The organism is Comamonas testosteroni (genome assembly GCF_000761245.1).
Taxonomy (GTDB): domain Bacteria; phylum Pseudomonadota; class Gammaproteobacteria; order Burkholderiales; family Burkholderiaceae_C; genus Comamonas; species Comamonas testosteroni_C.
The window spans coordinates 1-1025 of sequence record NZ_AWOR01000115.1 but is presented as its reverse complement, the minus strand read 5'-3'; the positions used below and the strand labels follow the sequence as shown (position 1 = coordinate 1025).

At 55.8% G+C, this 1025-nt stretch carries 1 protein-coding gene; it reads left to right on the top strand.

Going from position 1 to position 1025, the window contains the following annotated elements; genetic code table 11:
* Positions 1-67: 67 nt before the first annotated feature.
* Positions 68-921 (top strand): IS5 family transposase gene (locus P353_RS28665; protein WP_113707767.1). Its coding sequence is split into 2 segments (ribosomal slippage): positions 68-421 and positions 424-921, totalling 852 coding nucleotides; the frame shifts between segments, so codons are not numbered across the junction.
* Positions 922-1025: the final 104 nt, after the last annotated feature.

Sequence of the window (1025 nt, the reverse complement as noted above, 5' to 3'; positions counted from 1 at the left end):
GCGAATTAGGTTTTGTACGAAAAGTCGTTGTGGCTAAAATTGCCGCCATGACCGGTTGGAGGCCCGTATGGCAAGGCGTTACGAACTTTCTGATGCGTCATGGGAGCTGATCAAGGATTTGGTTTCTCCAGAACAGAAAATGGGCCGTCCTCGCAACGATGATCGTCAGGTTCTCCACGGAATTCTGTGGATCCTGTGCTCGGGCGCTCCCTGGCACGACCTGCCTGAACGCTTTGGGCCTTGGTCAACGGTGTATCAGCGTTTTCGTGACTGGCGCGACGACGGCACATTCGAGCGAGTACTGGAGCGTCTGCATATTCGGCTGAACCGGGAAGGACTGATCGACTTGGACACCTGGATGATCGACTCCACCGCAGTACGAGCAACCCGAGCCTCTTCAGGCGCCGGGAAAAAGGGGGGCCTGAAGAACCGTTAGACCATGCCTTCGGGCGCAGTCGAGGCGGTCTGACCACCAAGATTCACATGGTGTGCGATGCCAATGGCGTGCCATTGCATTTCAGGCTTTCACCAGGACAAGCCAGTGATGTCTCCCACGCTCAGCCGCTGCTGGATGCTGTAAGAATTGCTGGCAAGCCAGGACGACCGCGTAAACGTAGCCGGTGGTTGCTGGCTGACAAGGGATACGATGCCGAGCACCTGCGCCAGTACTGCGACCGTTACCGAATGCAGCCGGTAATCCCATTGCGCGCTATGCCGCGCAAACCTCGACCTGGCTTGCCCCGACTGTTTGACCGGCCCAAATACCGGCAACGGAACATCATTGAGCGGATGTTTGGCTGGCTGAAAGAAAATCGCAGGATCGGCACTCGCTATGACAAGCTGGCCAAGAGCTTTGCAGCCATGGTCACCTTGGCCTGCAGCCTACGTTGCATGCGGCAATACTTTTCGTACAAAGCCTAGTTCCAGCAAACTAACCAATCGCATATTCATCCTGCTGGCAGCGCTGCTGACATTCCAGTCGCTGGTTATTTCTTCCGTCTCAGTCCACCTACTTGATGTGCTAA